This is a genomic window from Alteromonas infernus (assembly GCF_902705815.1).
This window is the reverse complement of sequence record NZ_CACSIG010000069.1, coordinates 1-3,014: the sequence shown is the minus strand read 5'-3', so window position 1 is coordinate 3,014 and position 3,014 is coordinate 1. Positions and strand designations below refer to the sequence as shown.

Genomic DNA, 3,014 nt, shown 5'->3' with positions numbered 1-3,014 from the left:
TACCTCGTTGCTATGCCGGCTGCTTTTCATACAAAGATCAACAACCTCTAGTTTTTTTAATAATAAGAGAGTTTTTCCGATTTACCGGCAAATATTCGATATACCATAATGGTATAAGCAAGTATGCAAGGTACAACTACAACAGTACCTACCAACAAAAAGCGAAGAGAACTCGCGTCTGCCAGTGCTTGCATGATGGTGAGCTGACCCGGCACAACATAGGGATAGTAACTTATCCCAAAGGCAGCAAAACATAGTAGAAATACAAGCAGAGCTAACGCAAAGGGAAGCCATTCTCCTTTACCGCCCGCCTCAGGCAACCTTTGTAGTACGCCACCACACAAAGCTAGTAAACCAAAACACGTAATAGGTATGGCCATCAATACAATGCCCAGGGAGCTTTCCAACCAGAGGGCTCGCACTTCTTCGTGCAACGTTAAATTTAAAAAACTTACGGCAATAATGCCCCCAGCCAGGATCGACAGGCATCGCTTTGCCCAATAGATGGCTTTTCGTTGTAAGTCCCCCTCTGTTTTAAGAATAAGCCAGCAAGCACCGATAAACGTATAAGCTGCGGTAACACCGAAAGCGGATAACAAAGCAAAACCCTGTGCATAGAGATCGGTACGCAACCCGGTCACCCATATTCCTAACATGTATCCCTGAGAGAGCGTCGTCAACAGAGAACCGTATTTAAAACAGGTATCCCACTTTTTCTTTTTCGTTTGAGCAACTTTCGCACGGAAGTCGAAGGACACTCCCCTTAAAATAAGCCCCATTAGCATAAAAGTGGCGGGCAGATATAAAGTTTGTAAGATTTCACTATGCGCCTGTGGAAAGGCAATTAAAAGTAAACCCACCGCTAGCACCAACCAGGTTTCATTGGCATCCCAGTAAGGTCCAATAGAGGCTACCATTGCGTCTTTAAACTGCTCGTTGCGTGGCGGAAACAAAACACCAACACCCAAATCGTATCCGTCGAGAATCGCATAAAGCAGTACCGCCAATCCCAATAAGGCAATATAAATATTCCCCAATGTGTCTGCAGACAATGATTCAAAAGGCATGGTCTTCTCCTAATTAGTCTGGACCGGATTAAAACGGACACGCTGTGCTTTGTTTTTTTCTTCTTGCGTAATTTCTTCAATCGCAACGGCTTTGCGGCACATCAGGGTGAGCGTTCCCATGTAGGCAATCAGCAGAGCAATATACAGCGCTGCATAAAGCGTAAATGTTAGCGCTATATTGGCCGGCGGTAGACCCGTTACCGCATCCCGTGTGGTCAACACGCCGCTCACAAGATAGGGTTGCCGGCCTACCTCGGTGACGTACCATCCGGCCAATGTGGCAATCCAACCGCTAAAACACATGCCTATAAACACCTTATTCAGCCAATCAGGCAACTTATTTTGACGATAAAGGTAGAAAGCACCGGCCCAGGCGGTACCAAGCATCAATACCCCCATACCCACCATAACGCGAAATGAATAGAAAACGGGAGCAACCGGCGGATGCACACCCTCAAATTCATTTAATCCTTTAATTTCTCCGTTTACATCATGGGTTAGAATAAAGCTAGCCATATTGGGAATGCCGATTTCGAAATAATTGGTCTTTGTTTCCTCATCTGGAACCGCGAAGAGTAATAAAGGCGCGCCTTGCTCTGTGTGCCATACTCCCTCCATCGCTGCGACTTTTTGTGGTTGGTGCTCAAGCGTATTAAGCCCGTGCATATCGCCTGCAAAAATTTGCAGAGGGATCAAAACCGCAGCAGTGTAAGTTGCCGTCTTAAGCGCAATTTTAGGCGCAATTTTGTCGTCGCCTCTGAACAAACGATACGCGGATAAGCCTGCTATAAGGAAGCTGGCAGTCAGCCCAGATGCTAATAGCATATGGGTGAAACGATAGGGAAATGAAGGATTAAAAATAATGGCAGACCAGTCCTTAGCATATATTACCCCATCGATGACTTCATGACCTTGCGGCGTTTGCATCCAGCTATTTAACGACAATATCCAAAATGCCGACAATGTCGTGCCTGCCGCCACCACAAACGTAGCTAATGTATGCAACCAATTAGGCACTTTACGCATACCAAATAGCATTATGCCCAGAAACGTTGCCTCTAAGAAAAAAGCAGTTAGCACTTCATAGCCCAGCAATGGTCCGGCCACGTTTCCCGCTTTTTCCATGAAACCCGGCCAATTGGTACCGAACTGAAAAGACATGGTTACGCCTGATACAACACCTAGGGCAAAAGTGAGGGCAAAAACTCTTACCCAAAAGCGGTAGATCCGCATCCAAACTGGATGACCGGTTAGGTTAGAGCGAAGCTTGAAATAAAACAGAAACCATCCCAGTGCAATCGTGACAGTTGGAAAGAGAATGTGAAAACTAATATTTAATGCGAACTGTAGTCTGGATAAAACAAACGCATCCATAATTGCCCCCTGTTATTCGATTTTACCGGCAAGAATTTTTTATCTTTAAAGGCGAGGCTTCGGCCGACCTAAGCCCCAAATTTAATAAGTGCATTAAGTCTTTCAGGATCGAATTTGCAACCCTTCTGACCTGGCTGTTACCGATTCAAATAAGTCATGAATTTCCTGAAGCCTTGTTGGAACAATTTGCTCTCGCTCTGCATCTTCGGATCAAGTTTCGTAACGGCCTCATAATCGGATCTTTTTCTCTCACCGGATATATGTTGCAGATTTACTCCACAATTTGCTCGACGCTACAAGTGGTATAGCATTTGATCGCAATAACAGTGTGAAAATAAATACCAACTGACTGTTTACTTTTTATTACTATCAACCCCCGAATTCAGATAGTAAGTGCACCACTCATGGTTAAACGGTGAGAAGAGATCAACTGCCTGTTGGTGGTACTCTGTAATCGCCAAAAAACATGAGTAGTTACCATGAGATACAAGCAGTTGATCGAAGGGCAACGATACCAGATCGAAGCCTACTTACGCGAGGGTTTCAGTTATCGGAAGATCGGAAAGCGTCTGA

The 3,014-nt window shown here is 45.1% G+C and carries 2 protein-coding genes; both read right to left on the bottom strand.

Features of this window, described 5'->3' with window-relative positions:
* Window positions 1-56 precede the first annotated feature (56 nt).
* Window positions 57-1,067 (bottom strand): cytochrome d ubiquinol oxidase subunit II, encoded by a 1,011-nt coding sequence (locus ACX5J7_RS16850; protein WP_498707608.1) that lies wholly within the window; start codon window positions 1,065-1,067, stop codon window positions 57-59.
* 9 nt (window positions 1,068-1,076) lie between these two features.
* Complete coding sequence (locus ACX5J7_RS16845) at window positions 1,077-2,441, bottom strand: cytochrome ubiquinol oxidase subunit I (protein WP_474377021.1); 1,365 nt, start codon at window positions 2,439-2,441, stop codon at window positions 1,077-1,079.
* Window positions 2,442-3,014 lie beyond the last annotated feature (573 nt).

Bases quoted from the DNA above. Each gene is read 5' to 3' on its own strand.
- ACX5J7_RS16845 (WP_474377021.1), bottom strand. From the start codon at position 2,441: ATGGATGCGTTTGTTTTATCCAGACTACAGTTCGCATTAAATATTAGT.
- ACX5J7_RS16850 (WP_498707608.1), bottom strand. From the start codon at position 1,067: ATGCCTTTTGAATCATTGTCTGCAGACACATTGGGGAATATTTATATT.